The organism is Cellulomonas fimi (assembly GCF_012952065.1).
In the GTDB taxonomy this organism is placed as follows: domain Bacteria; phylum Actinomycetota; class Actinomycetes; order Actinomycetales; family Cellulomonadaceae; genus Pengzhenrongella; species Pengzhenrongella fimi_A.
In genome coordinates this window covers 36,214-52,771 of the sequence record NZ_JABCJJ010000007.1, presented here as the reverse complement: position 1 = coordinate 52,771, position 16,558 = coordinate 36,214, and the positions used below count along the sequence as shown (strand labels likewise).

Below are 16,558 nucleotides of genomic sequence, written 5' to 3'. Positions count from 1 at the left end.
CGCAGGTCCTAGGGGCCGACCGCCCGCGCCCGTCCCTCGCGTCGTGCTCGCTGCTCGTCGGGGTCGGGGACGGGGGCTGCGGTGAGCAGGCGTCGCGTGTGCGGGCTCCGCGGTCGTCCGAGCACCTGTTCGCGCGGGCCGCTCTCGACGACGCGCCCGGCCCGCAGGACCGTGACCTCGTCGGCCACGGAGTCCACCACGGCGAGGTCGTGGCTGATGAACAGGCAGGTGAACCCGAGCTCTCGCTGGAGATCCGCCAGGAGGTCGAGCACGCGCGCCTGCACGGTCACGTCGAGCGCGCTCGTCGGCTCGTCGGCGACCAGGAGGTCCGGCTCGAGCGCGAGCGCACGGGCGATCGCGACCCGCTGCCGCTCGCCCCCCGAGAGCGCGTGCGGGTACTGGTACCCCACGGAGCGTGGCAGCCCGACCTGGTCGAGCAGCGACTCGACCCGCCGGGCCAGGCCCGCCCCGCCGGCGCCACCGACCACGAGCGGCTCGGCCACCGTCTCCGCCACCGACATGCGGGGGTCCAGCGAGGACACCGGGTCCTGGGGCACGAAACCGCAGCGGCGCCGCCAGGCCCGCCGCGCCGACCGCGGCAGCCCGGTCACGTCGGTCCCGTCGACGAGCACGCCCCCACGCGCGACGGGGGTCAGGCCCAGGACGGCGCGTGCGACCGTGGTCTTGCCCGAGCCGGACTCCCCGACGAGCCCCAGCACCTGGCCCGGCAGGATGCGCAGCGAGATGCCGTCCACCGCGCGGGACGGTGCCGCGCCCGCGCGCCCGGCGTGTTCCACCACTAGGTCGCGGAGCTCGAGCACGGGCGGCCCCGCGAGGTCGGGTGCCGGCTCGGCGGGGGTTCGCGGCTCGGCGGGGGTTCGCGGCTCGGTGGTGGGCGCCGGCTCGCTCGCGGGCCGGGTCCCGAGCCGCGGCACCGCGGCCACGAGCTCGCGGGCGTAGGCCGTCCGCGGTGCCATGAGGACCGCACGTACGGTCCCGGCCTCCGCGACGGCGCCCTGCCGCAGCACCACCACCCGGTCCGCGAGGTCGGCGACGACGCCCATGTCGTGCGTGATGAGCACCACCGCCGAGCCCACGCGCGCCGGCAACGAGCGCAGGACGTCGAGGATCTCGGCCTGCGTCGTGACGTCGAGCGCCGACGTGGGCTCGTCCGCGACCACCAGCGCCGGGTCGCACGCGATGGCGCGTGCGATGAGCACGCGCTGCCGTTGTCCCCCGGACAGCTCGTGCGGGTGGCGGTCGACCCAGCGCCCGGGCTCGTCCAGGCCGACGACCCCGAGGAGCTCGATCGTCCGTTCGCGCGCCTGCCGGGGGCTGAGGTCACGGTGCCTCAGCAGGACCTCGACCACCTGGGAGCCGACGGTCCGCACCGGGTCGAGCGCCGTCGTCGGCTCCTGCGGGACCAGGGCGACCTCGCGTCCCCGCATGCCGCGCAGCACGCGCTCGGACGCACCGACCAGCTCGCGCCCGAGCAGGCGGATCGACCCCGTCGCCCGCGCGCCGGCCGGCAGGAGCCCGAGCAGAGCAGCCCCCGTCATCGACTTGCCCGCGCCGGACTCCCCGACGAGCGCGAGCACCTCGCCGCGGGCCACGGTGAGGTCGACGTCGCGCACGGCGTGGACCTCCCCGTGGGCCGACGGCAGCCTGATGTCGAGCCCGCGGACCGCCAGGACGGCGCTCGGGTCGGGGTCGTCGTCGGGCGTCCCCCGGCCCGCCGGGGGCCGTCGGCTCCCGGGCGTCGCCGACGCCGCGCCGTCCGTCCACCAGCGCGGCCACCAGTGCGCCGACCCGGCCGTCGCGCGACGGGGGTCGAGCGCGTCACGCAGCCCGTCCCCCACGTACGTCACCGCGAGCGCGATCACGACGATGAGCAGGCCCGGCCACCAGAAGAGCCAGGGCCGGACCGTCATCGCGGAGCGGTAGGTGTTGATCAGCTGCCCGAGCGACGTGTCAGGGCTCTGGACGCCGAAGCCGAGGAAGCTCAGCGCCGACTCGAGCAGGATCGCGGAGGAGACCGAGAGCGTCGCCGCGACGATCACGACGCCGGTCGCGTGCGGGAGCAGGTGGCGCCCGATCACGCGCCGGCCCGAGGCGCCCGCGAGGACCGCGGCGTCGACGAAGTCGCGGGTCCGCAGCGAGAGCACCTCGCTGCGGACCATCCGCGCGAGGCCCGCCCAGGTCACGAGCCCGAGGAAGAGCCCCAGACCCCAGGTCCCGGCGCCGCGCGCCGCCACAGCGACGACCGCGCCGACGGCGAGCAGCGGGATCGTCATGACGACGTCGGTCAGTCGCATGAGGACCGCGTCGACCCACCCGCGGTAGTAGCCGGCGACGGCCCCGACCACCGTGCCCACCGCCGTGCCGACGACCCCGACCAGCAGCGCGATGACCAACGACTGCTGGGCCCCGCGCATCGTGAGGGCGAAGTAGTCCCGGCCGATGTTGTCCTGCCCGAAAGGGTGCTCGCCGAGCCGCGGCGGCCACAGCGACAGCGTCGGGACGCCGCCGTCGTGCAGGGGCAGCGGGGCGCGGTAGTCCTGCTTCCACCACCCGGGCAGGGGCCCCGCACCGATCGAGGTGACGGCGAGGACCACGACGAGCCCCAGCACGACGAGCCCGACGGCCGCCGGGCCGTGCCGCACGAGCCTGCCGCCGACGTCGCGCCACGAGCTGCGGCCGGCGACCGGGACGGTCACGGACGACGCGGTGACCAGCGGCGGGACGGTCATCGCAGCCGGATCCGCGGGTCGAGGCGCGCGTAGGCCAGGTCGGCGAGGAGGTTGCACGTCACCGTGGCGACGGCGGCGACGAGGAAGAACGCCATGACGGGGTTGGGGTCGACGTTGGCGAGGCCGGTCGCGAAGAGCCGGCCCAGCCCGTTCCACCCGAACACGGTCTCGACGACGACCGCCCCGCCGAGGATGCCCGCGAGGTCGAAGGCGACCAGCGTGACCAGCGGGACCAGCGCGTTGCGCAGCGCGTGACCGACGACGACGTCGCGCTCGTCGAGCCCGCCCGCCCGCGCGGTCCGCACATGGTCCTGCGCGAGGGTCTCGAGCATGCCGGACCGGGTGAAGCGGGTGTAGGTCGCCACCGAGACGAGCATGACGGCGATCGTGGGCAGCACGAGGTGCAGCGCGAGGTCGAGGTTCGTCTCCCAGAAGGTCCCGTCGAGGTTCGGCGTGCGCGAGCCGGTGGTCGAGACGGGTCGGCCGTCCGTCGCGTGGTAGAGCGCGGGGTACGCGCGCAGCAGCTGGTCGACCACCATCAGCACCACGACCGTGCCACCGGTCAGCGCGGCGACCTGGGCCGCGGCCCGTCGCGCGTGCCCCCCGAGGGCCCAGCCGGTGAGCGCCGCGAGGGCCACGACCAGGACCGCGACGAGCCCGAGCGTCAGCCACGTCGCGTCCGCGAGCCGGGACTGGGCGACGGCGACGACGGCCGCGCCGACGACGGCGGACCCGATCGCCCCGCGCAGCACGGGACGCGCCCGGCGCCGGAGCCCGACGAGCAGCGCGCTCCACAGGAGGGCCGCGACGACCGCGGACACCGCCACCCCGAGCACGCCGAGCGACGGCCGGCGGAACCAGCCCGAGATGATCAGCGCGAGCAGCGTGCTCGAGGTCGCCGCCGCTGCGACCACCAGCACGAGCGCGCGCCGTCGGGCGCTGCCACCGACCAGGAGCGCCCACCCTGCACCCGCGGCGAGCCCGATCGCCACGATCGTCCCGTAGGCCAGCGAAGGGTCCCCGAGCCATGTGTTGAGGTCGATCGCGACGTACTGCTTGAGCAGCGTGGACACCCAGAACACGGGCAGCGAGAAGCACACGAACGCGACGAGGGTCGCCGCGTGGTCGAAGGCGCCGTACTGCCGGAGCGCCGAGACCACCCCCGCCACCACGCCGACGACCATCGCGCCGGCCGTCGCGGCCGCCACGAGGCGCAGCGTCGAGCCGAGCGCGGACCCGAGCTGCGGCAGGACCGGTCGGCTCTGCCGGTCGAGCCCGAGCGTGCAGTCGCCCCCGCCTGGCACGACGCACCGCCCGACGTCCTGCAGCCACAGCGCGTACCGCACTGGCACCGGCTCGTCCAGGTCGAGGGCCGCCGTGCGGGCCGCGATCCGCGCGTCCCGGTCGGGGCCGCTGTACTCCAGCAGGTCCTGCAGCGGGTTGCCGGAGAGCGCCACGAGCCCGTACATCAGCGCGGTCGACGCCAGGACGACCAGGAGGGAGACGAGAAGGCGACGGACGACGACGGGCATGCGTCTCCCACTCGGTGCGGACGGTGGACGGCCGGTGGACGGCCGGTGGACGGCCGCTCGACGTCGCGGACGCGGACGGCGTGCCCGCCGTGAGGCTACCGCGCGCCCGTCACCCGGGGGCCCGGAGCGGGTTCCTCAGCCGCTCGCCTTGGTCCAGGTCTGGGCGTTCCAGCTGGAGCCGTACTGCGTCGGGTTGTAGGCCGGCCCGCTGACGACCGAGGAGTACGCGAGGAGCCCCGGGTTCGCGTACAGCGGCACGTTGTACGGGTCCTCCCACAGCAGCCGCTCGAGGCGCGTCCTGAGCTCGAGCGCCGCGGCACGGTCGGTCTCCCGGCCGAGCTCGGTCCACAGCCGGTCGACCTCGCGGTTGCTGTAGCCGCCGAAGTTCAGCCCGCCGCCCGTCACGTAGCTCGACTCCCCCGCGGTGACGAGCTCGGAGGCGTACCACCCGAAGATCGCGGCGTCCCAGCCTCCGCGCTGCGCGAGCGTGCCGAACAGGTCAGGGTCGGGCCGGCCCTCCACCGCGAAGCCCGCCTGGTTGCACGACGCCGCCACGAGCGCGACCTGGTCGGCGCGCAGGGTGCTCCCCGCGGCATAGAGGACACGGACGCGCAGGGGCGTCGACACGCGCGCCTCGGCGAGCAGGGCGCGCGCGCCCTCGAGGTCCACGTCGCGGTACTCGGCCGCCACGGGCACCTGGTCGAGCACCTGGTCGTACGCGGCCTGCGCGGGCACGAGCTCGCGCAGCTGGAGGATCTCGGAGTCGGGCTCGATCGGGCGGGCGAACTTGTCGACCAGGTCCTGGCGTGGGACGCACCTGCCGAACGCCTGACGGACGCGCACGTCGTCGAACACGCCGGTGCTCGAGGAGTCGAGGTCGAGCCTGCTGTACGCGAGCGACTCCCCGGTCTCGACGTGGACCGCGTCGCCGAGCGCCGACAGCCGGGTCACCATGTCGGTGGTCGGGTTCGCCTGGTCGAACACGTCGATCTCGCCGTTCTCGAGGGCCTGGACCATCTCGTCGGCGCCGACCGTCGCGAAGACCAGGTGCTCGGTCCGCGCGGGCTCGCCCCACCAGCGCTCGTTGCGCACCAGAGTGAGCGCACCCTCGGCAGCGGACTCGTACCGGTAGGGCCCCGAGGCCGGGATCAGGTCCAGGTCCGGGAGCGAGGTGAGCCCGTCCGGGAAGGACCAGCCGGTGCTCCAGAACTCGGCGACCGGCGCGAGCGCCTCGACGTCGTCCGTGCGGATCGCCTCGACCAGCTCGGCGCCGTCGTCCGCGGCGGACAGGCCGCCCTCCTCGGCGGCGACGTGGGCGGGCATGAACCCGCCCGCCAGGACCTCCCAGTCGGGGTACGGCTCGCTGAACACCATCGTGAACGTCTTGTCGCCCGGCTCGCCCTCGAGCTTCTCGACGAGCGCCCATCCGCTCGTGCTCGCGGCGCCGAACAGGCCCGGACGCGCACCCTCGGCCGGCGCGTCGCCCTCGGCGTCGTCGCCCTCCCCCGTCGCCCCGTCGCCGCTGTAGGCGCCCGACAGCGCGGCCCAGGCCAGCAGGGCGTCGTCGAAGTCGATGGGGGTGCCGTCCGACCACACGGCGTCGGCGGCGAAGGTGTACTCGACCGTGAGCGGGTCGTCGGACGTCTTCACGTACGTCCCGTAGACCTCGTTGGGCACGAGCGTGCCGTCCGGGCGCGCCGTCGTGAAGGCCTGCTGGGTCAGGTTGCCGACGTACGCGTTGTAGATGCTGCTGCTCTCGGCCGTCCCGGGGTTGTACGTGTCCGGCGGCTGGTCGATGCCGACCGTGATCGTGTCGGCGAGCTCGGGCGTCGTCGGGGCCGTGCCGTCGCCGTCCGGGGGGCTGCTCGCGGTGCCGCACCCGGCGACGAGCACGCCCGTGAGGACCGCGCACACGCCTGCCACGCCACGCCTCGTCCGCACACGCACCTCCCTCGCGAGCATCGTAGGAGTCCGCAGGCCAGTCACGGCCACGGAGCCGAGACCGGCGCTGACCTCCTGCTCCGCCCCCTGGAGCCACCTGCGGCACGGCGACCGGGCCGTAAGGACCGCGAACCGGCGTCCGCCGCGCACCGCGTTTTTCACCCGGCCGCGCACGACGGCTCGCGGGCGAGCGGCGCCCGTCCGGGTCACGAGGTCCCGAGAGCGCACACCCGCGCCCCGGACGTGACGATCTCCGGACGGGCGGAGCTGCTCAGCGCCCGGCCGAGCCCGGCTCGACGTGGGTCGGGTCGAGGACCCGGCGCAGGAACTCGCGGGTGCGCGCCTCGCGCGGGGCGCCGATCACCTGCTCGGGCGCGCCCTCCTCGACGATCGCCCCGGCATCCATGAACACGACGCGGTCGGCGGCCTCGCGGGCGAACGCCATCTCGTGCGTGACCACGAGCATCGTCATGCCGTCGTCCGCCAGCCGGCGCATCACGGTCAGGACGTCGCCGACGAGCTCCGGGTCGAGCGCCGAGGTGGGCTCGTCGAACAGCATGAGCTCGGGGTCCATGCTGAGCGCTCGCGCGATCGCGACCCGCTGCTGCTGGCCCCCCGAGAGCTGGGCCGGGAACGCGTCCACCTTGTCCTCGAGCCCGACGCGCTCGAGGTGCATCCGCGCGACCCGGTCCGCCTCCGCGCCCTTGCGGCCCAGCACCTTGTCCTGCGCGATCGTGCAGTTGCGCAGGACCGACAGGTGCGGGAAGAGGTTGAACTGCTGGAACACCATCCCGACCTTGCGCCGGACGCGGTCGATGTCACAGTCGGGGTCGGTCACCTCGTGGTCGACGACGCGGACGGTGCCGGCCGTCGGCTGCTCGAGCAGGTTGACGCACCGCAGCAGGGTCGACTTGCCCGAGCCCGAGGGCCCGATCACGCACACGACCTCACCGCGGTGCACGTCGAGGTCGATGCCCGACAGGACCTCGTTGTCCCCGAAGGACTTGCGCAGGTCGCGGATCTCGACGACCGCCTGCACCGTGCCGGTCGCGCGGGAGGGAGTGGCTGCTGCGGTCACCGCGGTCACCGTGCCTTCGCTGAGCGGGCCTCGAGCCTGCGCACGAGGAACCCGAGGGGAATCGTGATGATCAGGTAGCAGACGCCGACCACGACGATCGGGGTGAGGTTGGCCTGCGAGCTCATGGCCTCCCGACCGAACTTCGTCAGCTCGTACTGGCCCAGCGACAGCCCGAGCAGGTAGATCAGCGACGAGTCCTTGGTCAGGAGGATCAGCTCGTTGGTGAGGGGCGGCAGGATGATGCGGAACGCCTGCGGGATGACGATCGAGGCCATCGCCCGGCCCGAGGACATGCCCAGCGAGCGCGCGGCTTCCATCTGCCCCTTCGGTACGGCCTGGATGCCCGCCCGCAGCGTCTCCGCGATGTACGCGGATCCGACGAGCCCCAGCGAGAGCATGACCGTGGTGTAGATGCCGAACCGCGTCCCGAACGCCAGCGGGACGCCGAACCCGAACGCGATGAAGACGAGCAGCGCGGGGATGCCCCGGAAGAACTCGACGTACAGGTTCGCGAGCCAGCGGTACGGCGCGACGGACGAGAGCTTCATCAGCGCGAGCACGAGGCCGAGCCCGAGGGCGAAGGCGAACCCGAGCACCGTGTACACGACCGTGTTCTTGAGCCCGATCACCAGGACGTCCGGCACCAGGCTGGCCGCGACCTCCGGGTTCAGCAACCGGCGACCGATCGTCCCCCAGTCGGCCACGAGCGCCAGGACGACGATCGCGACGACCAGGAGCGTGTACTGGGCGCCGCGGAACGTCCGCGCGCGCTGCCGGCGGGTCAGGGCCACAGGAAACTCCACTCCGGTGCGGGATGCGCGACGCGCCGCCGGCGTCTCCACGTCGGGCGCTGGGACGGTCGTCGGACGGTCAGCTCGTGGGCGTCGTCCCGAACCACTTCTCGTACAGCGCGTCGTAGGTGCCGTCCTCGCGGATGCGCTCGAGCGACGCGTTCACCGCGTCGAGCAGCTCCGTGCTGCCCGTCTTGACCCCGAGGCCGTACTGCTCGCCGGTGTCCAGCTCAGCGACGACCTCGACGTCCGGGTTCTCGTTCGCGAAGTCGTAGAGCACGCCGTTGTCGTTGATCGCGGCGTCCACCTGACCGGTCTGGACCGCCGTCTGCAGGAGCGCGAGGTCCTCGAACTGGACGAGCTCGGCGTCGGTCGCATTCTCCTGGGCGTAGATCTCGCCGGTCGTCGCCTGCTGGACCCCGAGCCTCTTCCCGGCAAGGTCCGCGAGCGACGCGATGTCGGAGCCCGCCTTCACCATGAGCGCCTGGCTCGCGTCGAAGTACGGGTCCGAGAAGTCGAGCGCCTCCTCGCGTACGTCCGTGATCGTCATGCCCGCCGCGGCGATGTCGCACTTGCCGGTGTTGAGGTCCTCACCGGTCTGGATGCCCTCGAACGGCGTGTCGATGATCTCCTGCTCGACGCCGAGGTCCGCGGCGATCTCGGCCACGACGTCGACGTCGAACCCGACGATCTCACCGCCCTCGCTGAACTGGAACGGCTTGTAGGGCAGGTGCGTGCAGGTCGTGATCGTGCCCTCCTGCACGAGCGGCACCCCGCTCTCGCTGGTCGCCGCGGGCGCGCCGTCGCCGCCGCCACCGCACGCGGTCAGGGCGAGCGCCGCGGCGGCGATCAGGGCGGTCGGTGTTCCGGTACGGCGGGACGGGGTGCGCACGGTGCCTCCTCATGACGGGATGGCGTGACGATAGTCGTCATCGTGCCCGCTGTCTGTCCGCGGCGGTCACGGCGGGGACGGCAGCGACGGCGATCGTCCCGCGGTGTGCCACGATTCCCCTCATGCGCGTCGACCACGTCTCCTATGCCGCCGACCCCGATGGGCTACGGGCGACCGCCCTCAGGCTCGGCTCGGTCCTCGGTGTCGATCCCGTCGACGGCGGCGTCCACCCCCGCTTCGGCACGCGGAACGTCGTCCTCCCGCTGGGCGACCGGCGCTACGTCGAGGTGGTCGAGGTGCTCGACCACCCCGCCTCCGACAAGGCCCCGTTCGGGCAGGCGGTCCGCGCGCGGTGCGAGGCCGGTGGCGGGTGGCTCGGCTGGGTCGTCGCGGTGGACGACCTCGCGCCCGTCGAGGAGCGCCTCGCTCGTCCCGCCGTGCTCGGGAACCGGCACCGGCCCGACGGCGTCGAGCTGCGGTGGCGCCAGATCGGCGTCAAGGGCCTCCTCGCCGACCCTCAGCTGCCGTACATGATCCAGTGGGAGGTCGACGACGATCTCCACCCGTCCGTGGGCGGGCCGGCGGACGTCCGGCTCGCCGGGCTGCAGATCGCGGGCGACCCGGACCGCGTGCGCGACTGGCTCGACCTCGCGCCCGACCACACCTCCGCGGAGCTCGACGTCACCTTCGTCGCACCGCACGGGACGCCCGGCCTGCTGTCCGTCTCGTTCCAGACGCCCGCGGGCCTTGTCCAGGTCTGAGCCGTCCGGCGGCGGCGGCACCAGCCGCCACGAGTCCGATCGCGTGCTGGGTGAGCTCGCGATCGCCGCTGCCCGGATCGGGACGTTCGACTGGGACCTGGTCACCGGGACGCTGACGTGGGACGACCAGCTCAAGGAGCTCTTCGGCTACACCGACGGCGACTTCAGCCACACCATCGAGAGCTTCAACGCGCGGGTCCACCCGCGCGACCTCCCCCGGGTGAGCCAGACGATCCAGCAGACGGTCGACGCCGGCGGGGACCTCGAGCTCGAGTACCGCGTCGTCGTGCCCGACGGCGAGACCCGGTGGGTGCTCTCGCGTGGCCGTGCGCTGTGCGACGACTCGGGCGCGGTGGTCCGGCTGCTCGGCGCGTCGTACGACACGACGTCGCGCCAGGAGGAGGCGACCCGCGTCTCCCGCGTGCTCGAGGCCATGCCGACCGCTTTCTTCTCGCTGGACCGCGGCTGGCGGTTCCGGTACGTCAACGCCGAGGCCGAGCGGTTCCTCGCCCGCTCGCGCACCGAGCTGCTCGGCCGGGTCGTGTGGGACCTGTTCCCGGCCGCCCTCGGGTCGGAGTTCGAGGAGAACTACACCCGCGCGATGGCAGGCGACGGTCCGGTCTCCTTCGACGCCCACTACCCGGCCCCGCTCGACGCCTGGTTCGAGGTGCGGGCATGGCCCGACCCGGAGGGGCTGGCGGTGTACTTCCTCGACGTGACCGAGCGCAAGCGTGCCCAGGCCGAGGCCGAGCGCGCGGCCGGTCGCGCCGCGCTCATGGCGCAGGTGACGTCCGACCTCGCGGGCACGCTCGACGCCGAGGTCGCGGTGGCGCGCCTCGCCGAGCTCGTCGTCCCGGCGCTGGCGGACTGGTGCATCGTGACGCTGGTCGACGACGAGGAGCACTCCCCCGTGCGGCGCCGCCTGCGAGACATCGGATGGGCGCACGTCGACCCGGCGGCCCGGCCGCTCGCCGAGCGGTACGTCGCGCTGCGGCTCGACGCGCTCGAGGACGTCTCGTTCCTGGGCCGGGCGCTCGAGAGCGGCGCGATGCAGATCGTGGACGACGACGCGGCGGCTCGCGTGAGCGCGGTGCTCCGCCCGGGCGAGGCGCGTGACCTGCTCGGACGCCTGGCGCCGCGGACGGCCGTCGTGCTGCCGCTCCGGGGACGCGGTCGCACGGTCGGCCTGATCTCGCTCTTCGGCTCGGCCGAGCGCGGGGGGATCGACCCGCAGGACCTGGTCACCGCCCAGGAGGTCGCCGCACGGGCCGGGCTCGCGCTCGACAACTCCCGGCTCTACCGGCAGCAGCGCCAGGTCGCCGAGATCCTCCAGCGGTCGTTGCTCACCGAGCCGGCCCAGCCCGACCACCTGCAGATCGTCGTGCGGTACGTCCCCGCCGGTGAGGCCGCGCAGGTCGGCGGAGACTGGTACGACGCCTTCATGCAGCCCGACGGCGCGACGGTGCTCGTGATCGGCGACGTGGTCGGGCACGACATCACCGCGGCCGCGGTCATGGGCCAGGTGCGGTCGCTCGTCCGCGGGATCGCCGTGACGACAGGCGCCGGGCCCGCCGAGCTGCTGCGCGAGGTCGACCGCGCCATGCGGACGCTGCAGGCGGACACGGTGGTGACGGGAGTCGTCGCCCGGATCGAGCAGCGCGACGACGAGCGGCAGCGCGGCATCACGCACATCCGGTGGTCGAACGCGGGGCACCCGCAACCCATGGCGATCAACCCCGACGGCACCGTCGTCGTGCTCTCGGGGGTCCAGAACGACCTCGTCCTCGGGATAGCGCCCGACTCGCGGCGGATCGAGTCGGAGATCGTGCTCGACCGCGGGACGACCGTCCTGCTGTACACGGACGGGCTCGTCGAGCGACGACGCCGGCCGCTGCGCACCGGCATGGCAGAGCTGCGCGACCTCCTCGAGGAGCTGGCGACGCTCGACCTCGACGCGCTGTGCGACGAGGTCCTCGCCCGGATGCTCCCGGACCACCCGGAGGACGACGTCGCGCTGGTCGCTGTCCGCCTGCACCGCCAGGACCGGCTGCGCCCGCCGGAGGCAGGGCCGAACAAGGTGCCGCCGGACGTGCCGGACTCGCCGGCGATCGACCCGGACGCAGGCTGACGCGCGCGCTGTCCACCGACGGAGCTCGCACGGCGGTGCGTCGCCGGAGGGAGTCGCGGAGAGTTGCCGGAAGGGAATGCTCGTCCGGTGCCCTTCGCTCCGGGCTCCCGGCCGACGGCCGACGGGTGCCGGCGCTCACGGTGTCCGGGGGTGCGCGCGGGTCCTGTCTCGCGGTTGAGGGGCGTTCTCGTGCGTCCGGTGACACTTTCCTCCCTCAGCCGGGCATCGATGGGGGCGTCCGTCGGCTGAGCGGGGTCCGTCGGCTTGGGGATGCTCAGTTCGGTAGGGGGTCGGCGACGAGGCGTGCGCGAGCGGTGTGCACGGTCAGCGGGGGGCTGGTGGTGACGGTCGTGGCGGTGCCGGTGACCGGGGTCCAGCCGCCGGTGCCGGTGACCTGGGTGCCGGCGGGCTGGTAGTCGGTGACCTGGGTGCCGGCGGGCTGGTAGTCGGCGGTCCAGGTGGTGGTCAGGGTGATCTGCCGGGTGCCTGCGGTCCGGTAGGTGTGCCCGATGGTGGCGTCCGGGTAGGGCCGGCCGGGGTCGGTGCCGACCAGCGGGTCGGTGCCGTCGCCGAAGTCCCAGGCGAACCGGGCCGGGGTGGCGCGGATCAGCACCGGGGTGCCCAGCACGGTCGCGGTCAGGGTCTGGGTCGCGTCGTCGGTGTAGGCCAGGGTGTCGATGTTCACCAGCGTCCACCCGTTCGGCGGCTGCACGGACAGGGTCGAGGGCGTCAGCGGCAGCCGCTGGAACTCCGCCGCCACCGCCGGGCCGAGGTCCACCGGGGCCGTGCACCCGCCGACGTCGACCAGGTTCCACGGGGTGAACCCGGTCGCGCTGGCCGGGTCCACGGTGCGGCGCAGCACCGGATCGGTGCCAGTCCCTCCGTCCGGGCACGGCGCCTCCACCCCACCGGCGTCCCGGAAGTCGTTGCACAGCTGCGCCATCGCGCCATCGATCGCGGCGCTCGGCAGCGATGTACACATTGAGAGCGGGACCCTCCGCGATTCGTTGACCGGCGTGGCGACGAGAGACGTTGCCTGGCCCTCTGTCTGGCGCTCACCGGACACCGAGTACCCGTCTCCTGTGGATTGAGTCCAGAAGCGCTGGGGACGGACTGGATCAGCCACCGCGGAACCGAGTGCGGCGCTCAGAACGGTGGCTACGACGACGCCGTGCAAGGTCCACATCTTCACGCCTCGTCTCCCACGACCGCCAGAACGGCCCACCGATCAGGGTGACGGATCACTTCCACGACGACCGTTCCGCGGCTCGCTTCCGTTCGAGCGAGAAGAGCACCGTCGCTTCCTTTTTCGACCGACTCGCTGAGCGTCATGGACGCCTTGACCGGATAGGCACGAAGGAGATCGTCGAAATCGCCGACCTCCACGTTCGAAAGTGCGATCTCACCCCCCGCATATTCTCGGCCATCGGCCAAGATCTCCGTCGCGTCCGTTCGCACCGCCTGGCAGAAGACACACGCATCAGTCGTCATCGCGTCCCACTCGGCGAAGTCGCCGGTCTGCATCACGTACGCGTACATGCTCAGGAAGTACTCCGCCGCAGCCGCAGCCCCGACCTCGTCGGTGCGATCCATCTCGGCCGGGCGCGCGGGCTTCGCGACGGTCGGCTCGCTCGGCGTCGGGCTCGGGCTGGGCTCGGGCGACGACGCCGTCGTGCTCGTGGGCGTCGGCGACGGGCTCGCGTCCGAGGCCGTGCACCCGGCGACCATCGCCGCACCGGTCACGATCGCAGCCCCGACCTTCCAGCCCCGCACCCTGATCACCCCGCCCCCCTGCCCCGCCGACGGCTCCAGCACCGCGCGACTGTCCCGGGCGAACGTACAGGCAATCGACGACCCAAATCCGGCAAACCGCACCGGCTGTGGACAGTGCGGACGTGCGCCGACGCCAACGGCGGCTACCGCGGGGCCGTCGTCCGCCGGCTCGCACGTCGACACGGGCCGATCACGCCGGCTCTCGGCTGTTGCTGGTCATCGCCGGTCGACACGGGGAAGAAGGGGGCACACCCCTCTGATGACCTACGGTTCTTGCCGGCTCACACGTTGAAGCGGAACTCCACCACGTCGCCGTCGGCCATCACGTAGTCCTTGCCCTCGATCCGGGCCTTGCCGGCAGCGCGAGCCGCGGCCACAGAACCGGCCTCCACGAGGTCCTCGAAGCCGATGACCTCGGCCTTGATGAAGCCCTTCTGGAAGTCCGTGTGGATGACGCCCGCGGCCTGCGGCGCCGTCCAGCCCTGGTGGATCGTCCAGGCGCGCGACTCCTTGGGGCCGGCCGTCAGGTACGTCTGCAGGCCCAGCGTGTGGAAGCCGACGCGTGCGAGCTGGTCGAGGCCCGCCTCGTCCTGACCGTTCTCGGCGAGCATCTCGGCGGCGTCGCCCGGCTCGAGCTCGACGAGCTCGGACTCGAACTTGGCGTCGAGGAAGATCGCGTCGGCGGGCGCGACGAGATCGCGGAGCTCGGCCTGCATCGCAGGGTCGGCGAGCCCGGCGTCGTCGGTGTTGAAGACGTAGATGAACGGCTTCGAGGTGAGCAGCTGGAGCTCGGCGACGCGCTCGGGGTCGAGCCCCGCGGCGGCCGCACCGCGGAACAGCGTGGTGCCCGACTCGAGCACCTTCTGCGCACCTACGGCGGCGTCGAGCAGCGCCTGGTCCGCCTTCTTGCCGCGGACCTCCTTCTCGAGACGCGGGATGGTCTTCTCCAGGGTCTGGAGATCGGCGAGGGCGAGCTCGGTGTTGATCGTCTCGATGTCGTCCCGCGGGGAGATGGTGCCCTCGACGTGGACGACGTCGGGGTCCTGGAACACGCGCGTGACCTGGCAGATCGCGTCCGCCTCGCGGATGTTGGCGAGGAACTTGTTGCCGAGCCCCTCCCCCTCGCTCGCACCGCGCACGATGCCGGCGATGTCGACGAACGACACGGTCGCGGGCAGGACCCGCTCGCTGCCGAAGATCTCCGCGAGGACCTCCAGCCGCCGGTCCGGCAGCGGGACGACGCCGACGTTGGGCTCGATCGTCGCGAACGGGTAGTTCGCCGCGAGGACCTGCGCGCGGGTCAGGGCGTTGAAGAGGGTGGACTTGCCGACGTTGGGCAGGCCGACGATCCCGATGGTGAGTGCCACGGGCGTCGAGTCTACGGGCCGGCCCGGGCGGGCCCGACGGCGCGATGTCAGTGGCTGCTGCCACGCTCGGCCCCATGGATCTCACCACGGTGGTCGTCGGGCTCGTGACGCTCGTGCTGGGCGCGCTCGTCGGGGCGCTCCTGGCCACGAACCGCAGCAACGCCCGGGTGCAGGCGGCGCAGGTGCGCCAGGCGCAGGCGCGGGCCGAGCTCGAGGCGGAGCGGCGCAGCGGCGCGGAGCGTGTGCGGGCGTTGCAGGCGGACCAGTCCCGGCTCGCGGAGCAGTTCCGCGCCCTGGCGGCAGAGGCGCTCGCCAGCAACAACGAGCAGTTCCTCGCGCTCGCCGACCAGCGGCTTGCGGCGACCCGGCAGACGCACGTCTCCGAGCTCGCCCAGCGCGAGCAGGCGGTCCGCCAGCTCGTGGAGCCGCTCACGCGCACGCTCGACCAGGTCAAGGCGGAGATGACCACGGCGGAGCAGGCGCGGCTGGCCGGACAGGCGGCGCTGGGCGAGCAGGTCCGAGCGATGCGGGAGACGTCCGAGCTGCTGCGGACCGAGACCAGCAACCTGGTCACTGCACTCCGGTCGTCGCAGGTACGCGGCCGGTGGGGCGAGCTCCAGCTGCGCCGGGTCGTCGAGTCGGCCGGGATGCTCGAGCACGTCGACTTCGTCGAGCAGGACCAGGTGCGGACGGACGACGGGCCGCTGCGCCCGGACATGATCGTGCGGCTCGCGGGCGGCAAGAACGTGGTGGTCGACGCGAAGGTCGCCTTCCTCGGCTACCTCGACGCGGCGCAGGCGACCGACGAGGGGGTACGCGCCGAGCGCATGGCGGCGCACGCACGGCACTTCCGCACGCACATCGACGACCTCGCGGCCAAGCGGTACTGGGACCAGTTCGCGCCGGCACCCGAGTTCGTCGTGATGTTCGTGCCGGCGGAGGCGTTCTTCCACGCGGCCCTCGAGCAGGACGGATCGCTGCTCGAGTACGCCTTCGAGCGCAACGTCGTCGTCGCGACGCCGATGACGCTCGTCGCGCTCCTGCGCACGATCGCCTACGCGTGGCGTCAGGACGCGCTCGCCGCCAACGCGCAGCAGGTGCTCAGCCTCGGCAAGGAGCTGCACGGACGGATCGCGACGCTGGGCAACCACCTGGCCAGGCTCGGGCGTGCGATCGACAGCGCGGCCGGCGCGTACAACCAGACCGTGTCCTCCCTCGAGACCCGCGTGCTCGTGAGCGCGCGGCGCTTCGCCGACCTCCACGTGGTCGACGGCGACCTGCCGACGCCCCCGCCGTCGAACCCGCGCCTGAGCGCGGTCAGCGCGCCCGAGCTCGTCGCCTCGGCGAGTGACCAGGTCGTGTCTCTCGACGACCTGGTGAACGAGTCGGTCTCGCGCTGACCCCTCCCGGACGCCCCACCCCATCCAGAACGTCCGCACTCCGTGGTGCCGTGGCCCCACCGAGTGCGGACGTCGCCGAGCTCGATCGCGCAACGTCCGCACTCCTTGGTGTTCTGACCCCACCGAGTGCGGACGTTGCGCGAGG

Annotated in this window: 12 protein-coding genes; 3 read left to right on the top strand and 9 right to left on the bottom strand. The window is 73.1% G+C overall.

What is annotated here, in order from left to right; all coding sequences use genetic code 11:
• Positions 1-8 precede the first annotated feature (8 nt).
• The 6 genes from HIR71_RS06470 to HIR71_RS06445 all read right to left on the bottom strand — a co-directional run bounded on the left by HIR71_RS06470 (position 9) and on the right by HIR71_RS06445 (position 8,984).
• Positions 9-2,750, bottom strand: coding sequence for an ABC transporter ATP-binding protein/permease (locus tag HIR71_RS06470; RefSeq protein WP_169324241.1), 2,742 nt, complete (start codon positions 2,748-2,750; stop codon positions 9-11).
• Positions 2,747-4,282 carry an ABC transporter permease gene (locus tag HIR71_RS06465; RefSeq protein ID WP_169324240.1) on the bottom strand — a complete coding sequence of 512 codons (1,536 nt, stop codon included), beginning with the start codon at positions 4,280-4,282 and terminating at the stop codon, positions 2,747-2,749. Before HIR71_RS06465 ends, HIR71_RS06470 begins: the two co-directional genes overlap by 4 nt.
• A 135-nt stretch (positions 4,283-4,417) precedes the next feature.
• The gene (locus tag HIR71_RS06460) at positions 4,418-6,205 is read right to left on the bottom strand and encodes an ABC transporter family substrate-binding protein (protein WP_169324239.1); all 1,788 of its coding nucleotides are present in this window, start codon (positions 6,203-6,205) and stop codon (positions 4,418-4,420) included.
• Positions 6,206-6,494: 289 nt separating this feature from the next.
• Positions 6,495-7,301, bottom strand: coding sequence for an amino acid ABC transporter ATP-binding protein (locus HIR71_RS06455; RefSeq protein ID WP_311836138.1), 807 nt, complete (start codon positions 7,299-7,301; stop codon positions 6,495-6,497).
• Positions 7,302-7,306: 5 nt separating this feature from the next.
• Positions 7,307-8,092, bottom strand: a complete 786-nt coding sequence (locus HIR71_RS06450) for an amino acid ABC transporter permease (protein ID WP_169324238.1) — start codon at positions 8,090-8,092, stop codon at positions 7,307-7,309.
• Positions 8,093-8,171: 79 nt separating this feature from the next.
• Positions 8,172-8,984 carry a basic amino acid ABC transporter substrate-binding protein gene (locus HIR71_RS06445; RefSeq protein ID WP_311836137.1) on the bottom strand — a complete coding sequence of 271 codons (813 nt, stop codon included), beginning with the start codon at positions 8,982-8,984 and terminating at the stop codon, positions 8,172-8,174.
• 122 nt (positions 8,985-9,106) lie between these two features.
• Between HIR71_RS06445 and HIR71_RS06440 the strand changes: the two genes are divergently transcribed.
• Both HIR71_RS06440 and HIR71_RS06435 read left to right on the top strand, forming a co-directional pair.
• Complete coding sequence (locus HIR71_RS06440; RefSeq protein WP_169324237.1) at positions 9,107-9,745, top strand: VOC family protein; 639 nt, start codon at positions 9,107-9,109, stop codon at positions 9,743-9,745.
• A complete protein-coding gene (locus HIR71_RS06435; RefSeq protein WP_169324236.1) occupies positions 9,732-11,873 on the top strand; it encodes a SpoIIE family protein phosphatase in 2,142 nt (713 codons plus the stop codon). Before HIR71_RS06440 ends, HIR71_RS06435 begins: the two co-directional genes overlap by 14 nt.
• Positions 11,874-12,147: 274 nt before the next feature.
• On the opposite strand, the gene HIR71_RS06430 is transcribed toward HIR71_RS06435, so the two are convergent.
• The 3 genes from HIR71_RS06430 to ychF all read right to left on the bottom strand — a co-directional run bounded on the left by HIR71_RS06430 (position 12,148) and on the right by ychF (position 15,013).
• Entirely contained in the window at positions 12,148-12,816 is a 669-nt protein-coding gene (locus HIR71_RS06430; protein ID WP_169324235.1) for a hypothetical protein, read from the bottom strand.
• Positions 12,817-13,061: 245 nt separating this feature from the next.
• A complete protein-coding gene (locus HIR71_RS06425; protein ID WP_169324234.1) occupies positions 13,062-13,616 on the bottom strand; it encodes a DUF6318 family protein in 555 nt (184 codons plus the stop codon).
• A gap of 311 nt (positions 13,617-13,927) precedes the next feature.
• Positions 13,928-15,013 (bottom strand): redox-regulated ATPase YchF, encoded by a 1,086-nt coding sequence (ychF, locus tag HIR71_RS06420; RefSeq protein ID WP_169324233.1) that lies wholly within the window; start codon positions 15,011-15,013, stop codon positions 13,928-13,930.
• Positions 15,014-15,087: 74 nt separating this feature from the next.
• Here ychF and HIR71_RS06415 point away from each other — a divergent pair, with 74 nt between their 5' ends.
• Positions 15,088-16,413 carry a DNA recombination protein RmuC gene (locus HIR71_RS06415; RefSeq protein ID WP_211373863.1) on the top strand — a complete coding sequence of 442 codons (1,326 nt, stop codon included), beginning with the start codon at positions 15,088-15,090 and terminating at the stop codon, positions 16,411-16,413.
• The last annotated feature ends 145 nt before the right edge of the window (positions 16,414-16,558 follow it).